The sequence below is a fragment of the Pedobacter sp. 01T416_2 genome, assembly GCF_056398925.1.
In genome coordinates, this window is sequence record NZ_JBFTQI010000488.1 from 1 (window position 1) to 4,578 (window position 4,578).

The window sequence follows — 4,578 nt, forward strand, 5'->3', positions numbered from 1 at the left end:
GATCTATATACACTTAGATAAAAACCTATCGAATCATTATCCCTGAAGCTTAAAACAATACATGTTTAAAGCTTAAATCCAAAATACCATGCAAGAAATTTCAGAAGCAGTAATCGATAAAATACATCAATATTGGCAAGCGGTAAATTACCTATCTGCTGGTCAGATTTATTTACAGGCCAATCCGCTAATGCGCAACCCGCTTACACCAGACGACATTAAACCCAGATTGCTTGGTCATTGGGGCACTTCTCCCGGTTTAAACCTTATTTATGTCCACCTGAACAGATTGATAAAAGATACAGATGCGGATATGCTGTATGTGTGCGGGCCTGGCCATGGGGCACCCGCAGTAGTAGCCCATACTTATCTGGAGGGTACGTATACCGAATTTTTTCCTGAGGTAACGATGGATGAGGAAGGTATGCTTAAACTTTTCAGACAGTTTTCTACTCCTGGAGGAATTCCCAGTCATGTAAGTGCCCACACACCAGGATCAATCAATGAGGGCGGTGAATTGGGCTATTCCCTGATGCATGCTTTCGGCGCTGTGTTTGATAATCCAAACCTGATTGCCGCCTGCGTAATTGGTGACGGAGAGGCAGAAACAGGTCCTCTGGCAGCAAGCTGGAATTCAGTTGCTTTTTTAAATCCTGCAAGAGATGGCGCGGTGTTGCCAATACTTCACCTAAACGGATACAAAATAGCAAGTCCTACCATATTTTCCCGCATGGATGATACCGCTTTAAGTGAACTATTCAAAGGATATGGATATGAGGTGTTTTTCGTTGAAGGAGAATACCCGCACAATGTTCACCGTCAGCTGTCTTCTACATTGGATATCGTTTATGATAAGATCAGAAAAATCCAGTATAATGCCAGGGCTGAAGGTATAATCCATCAAAGAAAATGGCCTATGATTATTTTAAGAACGCCCAAGGGATGGACCGGGCCTAAATCCTGGAATAATCTGCCTATCGAGGGATCGTTCCGCGCTCATCAGGTTCCGTTGGCCGGAGTTAAGGAGAACCCTGAGAAATTGCACGCCCTTGAGGTATGGATGCGCAGCTATGAGCCGGAGAAGCTCTTTGATGAGCACGGTACACTAAACGCTGACCTCCGCAGCCTCTCGCCTGTTGGGGATAAAAGAATGAGCGCATTACCTTATGCAAACGGGGGAGTATTGTTAAAGGATCTTATTCTGCCAGACTTCAAACACTACGGGATCAAGGTAGTACATCCAGGAACAATCCAGGCAGAAAGCACCCGGAATCTAGGTAAGTTTTTGCGTGAAATATTTACCATGAATGCAGCTAACAAGAACTTTAGGTTGTTCTGTCCCGATGAAACGAACTCTAATAGATTAGAGGCCGTTTTTCAGGTGACTGATCGATGCTTCATGGAGAAAATTATCGATACTGATGATAAATTATCTCCGGATGGAAGGGTAATGGAAGTATTGAGCGAGCACCTTTGCGAGGGCTGGCTAGAAGGTTATCTGTTAACGGGCAGACATGGCCTGTTCCCTTGTTATGAAGCTTTCGTAACCATTGTCGATTCCATGGTTAGCCAGCATGCAAAATGGTTAAAGACTACTCAGGAAATCCCTTGGCGTAAGCCAATAGCTTCGCTAAACTATCTACTAACTTCTCATGTATGGAGACAGGATAATAATGGTTATAGTCATCAGGGGCCAGGATTTATTGATACGGTGGTCAATAAAAAAAGCAGCGTAATCAGGATTTATTTACCGCCCGATGCCAATACGCTGTTATCTGTAATGGATCRTTGCCTGAGAAGTAAAAATTATGTTAATGTTGTGGTTGCTGGGAAACAGCCTGAACTGCAATGGTTAGGGATGGAAGAAGCTGTAGCGCATTGTGAAAAAGGGGCATCTGTTTGGGAATGGGCTGGAAATGATCTTGGTGAACCTGAGGTGATTCTGGCATGCGCCGGAGACGTACCCACCCAGGAAACTATCGCAGCCGCCGAAATTCTTCGCACACACCTACCTGAGCTTCGGGTAAGAGTTGTTAATGTGGTTGATTTAATGGCCCTTTCTCCAAGAGCATACCATGCGCATGGATTAAGTGATGAATATTTTGAAGACCTGTTTACCGATGCTGCCCCGGTGATTTTTGCATTCCATGGTTACGTCCGTATTATTCATGATCTGGTTCATGGACGGCCGGATCCCGCACGGTTTCATGTACGGGGATTTATGGAGGAAGGAACAACCACCACACCATTTGATATGGTGGTATTAAATCAGATGAGCCGGTATCATTTAGCTATGGAAGCGGTTAAACGCGTTCCCCGGTTCCAGCAACAGGCCGATGAGTTCATCCGTTTTTGTGAGGATAAATTGGCCAGCCATAAAGAATATATAGGTGTACATCTTGATGATATGCCAGAAATAAAAAACTGGAGATTTAAGTGCGCAGATAAAATAAACAAAATATTATGATGAGAAGGAGCAAATTTGGCCCATTAATAATGGAAATTATAATGAAAAAAAAGAATAAAAAATTAGCAGAGGAGGTTAGACTGGCGATCACGACCGATTCCCTTATTGGTGTAGAGAAAATAGAGATTTCGGTGGAAGATGGTTTGGTGACGCTTAAGGGATCTGTGGACAGTTACGCCAAAAAACTTGCTGCAGAACATGCCGCAAAATCTGTGAAAGGGGTAAAAAATGTTATTCAGAAAATAGAAGTCAGGTTTTCATTTAAAAGCAACCTAATTGTTTACATGGGGGCAAACCTGGTCTTGGATAGTAAGCATGCTTATAAAAATGACAATGACCAACCTATGCAGCTCATAGGCCCCCTGCATCCGGATTTGCACTTTGAAAGGAGTACTAATGAAATCTGGTGAAAATGGAAATGATGAGAAGGAAAATGGAATCGGCTTGTCCCGTCGATATTTACTTTTTAGATTGGGTATATTGAACTGGATCTCCAGCCGGTATTTATTTGTAGCGCTTTCAAAAAACATGATGCGCTGGCCATATCTGCCTTTGGGAAGGTTTATCAAAAAAATCTTTAAAAAATGGGGAACAATTTAGTGCGAACAGGTTCATTGGTTTGGTTTTTGTAGAATGCTTTTAAGGAATTTATGATTTGATCCTGAATATATAAACAGGTTCTTTTTAATAATTTCTTAATTCTCCAATAAAATAATCCACGAACAAAACGTTTTCTATGACCAGAACCGAGCGCTTTGGGTACAGCCCTGACGCAGAATATCAAACCAGTGTAGCCTATTTTTCAATGGAGTTTGCCATTGATCAATCCCTTAAAATTTATAGCGGAGGCCTGGGTTTTCTCTCCGGATCCCATCTTCGGAGCGCATTCGAATTGAAACAAAATTTGTTGGGCATAGGCATGCTTTGGAAATACGGTTATTATGACCAGGTAAGGGATAAGGATAACAATATGGTTCCAGCCTTCATTCAAAAAGATTATTCGTTTCTGGAAGATACAGGAATTGTTCTTTCTGTTCCGGTACATAGTGCTATCGTTAAAGTCAAAGCATTTTTATTGCGGCCTGCCACATTTGGCACCGCACCTTTATTTTTGCTGAGTACCGATCTTCCTGAAAATGATGAAATAAGTAGAAGCATTACTCACCGGCTATATGACCCAAACGAGGTCACCCGGATTGCGCAGTCAATCATTCTGGGGATTGGTGGGGGAATGCTGTTGGATCAGCTCAACCTGCAGCCAGATTATTATCATATGAACGAAGGGCATGCGGTGCCACTTAATTTTTATCTGTATTCAAAATATCAAAATCTCGAAGAGATAAAAAAAAGAATGCGGTTTACAACCCACACCCCTGAGCTTGCGGGTAATGAAGAACATGATTTTTCGCTGTTAAAAGAGATGTCATTCTTTTACCATATGCAGGAACATGAAGTTAAATTTGTGCTGGGACTGGAGGGGGAGAAGTTTAATTACACGCTGGCAGCATTGAAGTTTTCTGGCAAAGCAAACGCTGTTTCCAAACTTCATGGTGAAGTTGCCCGCGAAATGTGGGGAGGCTATGATGGCATATGTGAGATTGTTTCCATAACCAATGCACAGAATCAAAAGTACTGGCAGGATAAGGCTATCGCTCAGCGCGTAAATGAGAATAATCAACAGGCGTTTTTAGCCCGGAAAAAGGAATTAAAATCACTCTTGTTTCGGGAAGTTGCCGATCAGACTGGAAAGCTATTTGATGAAAATGTGCTCACCCTGGTATGGGCCAGGCGTTTTGCCGGATATAAACGAGCAGATCTGCTGATGTACGACTGGACGCGTTTCGAGATGTTATTAAAGCATTCAAAATATCCTATACAGATCATTTGGGCAGGAAAACCCTATCCAGAAGATACAGGCGCAAACCAAATCTTCAATCAGATCATTGATAAAACAAAAGCGTTCCCTAATTGTGCCGTTTTGGTTGGTTATGAACTCGGTTTATCCTCACTTCTAAAAAAAGGAGCTGATGTGTGGCTTAATAATCCAAAAATGTACCGGGAAGCTTCAGGAACCAGCGGCATGACAGCGGTTATGAATGGCGCTATCAATC

General features: G+C 42.4%; 4 protein-coding genes. All 4 read left to right on the forward strand.

The features are described 5' to 3' along the window. The first annotated feature begins 88 nt into the window (after positions 1-88). On the forward strand, positions 89-2,467 hold the full coding sequence (locus AC1DPQ_RS18620) for a phosphoketolase family protein (protein ID WP_477610498.1): 2,379 nt from the start codon (positions 89-91) through the stop codon (positions 2,465-2,467). 41 nt (positions 2,468-2,508) lie between these two features. Beyond that, entirely contained in the window at positions 2,509-2,877 is a 369-nt protein-coding gene (locus AC1DPQ_RS18625) for a BON domain-containing protein (protein WP_477610499.1), read from the forward strand. Beyond that, a complete protein-coding gene (locus tag AC1DPQ_RS18630) occupies positions 2,864-3,067 on the forward strand; it encodes a hypothetical protein (RefSeq protein ID WP_477610500.1) in 204 nt (67 codons plus the stop codon). Before AC1DPQ_RS18625 ends, AC1DPQ_RS18630 begins: the two co-directional genes overlap by 14 nt. A 136-nt stretch (positions 3,068-3,203) precedes the next feature. After that, positions 3,204-4,578 (forward strand): alpha-glucan family phosphorylase (gene glgP, locus AC1DPQ_RS18635; RefSeq protein WP_477610501.1); only part of this gene is annotated, 1,375 nt, incomplete at its 3' end.

Excerpts from the sequence above, each read along its gene's own strand:
- AC1DPQ_RS18625 (WP_477610499.1), top strand. The coding sequence starts at position 2,509 with ATGAAAAAAAAGAATAAAAAATTAGCAGAGGAGGTTAGACTGGCGATC.
- AC1DPQ_RS18630 (WP_477610500.1), top strand. The coding sequence starts at position 2,864 with ATGAAATCTGGTGAAAATGGAAATGATGAGAAGGAAAATGGAATCGGC.